Source organism: Neobacillus drentensis, from assembly GCF_036966985.1.
In the GTDB taxonomy this organism is placed as follows: Bacteria; Bacillota; Bacilli; order Bacillales; family Cytobacillaceae; genus Neobacillus; species Neobacillus drentensis_E.
Window position 1 is genome coordinate 1 of record NZ_JBALSN010000711.1, and the last position, 340, is coordinate 340.

General features: G+C 40.6%; 1 protein-coding gene. It reads right to left on the bottom strand.

Going from position 1 to position 340, the window contains the following annotated elements; translation table 11 throughout:
* Window positions 1-340: toxic anion resistance protein (locus V7659_RS30845; RefSeq protein ID WP_335543810.1), on the bottom strand; the 340-nt coding region annotated here is incomplete at both ends.

Consider the following 340-nt stretch of genomic DNA (forward strand, 5'->3'; position numbering starts at 1 on the left):
AATGTGTTTCTGTTAGGGCATGTTGCTCTAACAGAATCAATTTTGCTTCAACTGCTGCAACCTGTAACGTAATCTCTTGAAAGTATGATTGATTTTCTTCAAATAAACGCTCTAATAACTTATGGTCCGAAATTAGCACGCCTCTTGCGTAACGAAGCCTTGCTGACAATCTTTCTATCTGTGCTTCCGCTTGTTTAAAACGAGATATGATCTCCTGAGTCGAACGCTTTTCTCGCTGAAACAACCTTGAAAAAAAGCCTCGCTTCTTTGGCAATAAATCCTCTGGCTCCACTAAATGCAGTTGCTGTAAAAAGGACTCGAGAACATCTCCGATTTGCTC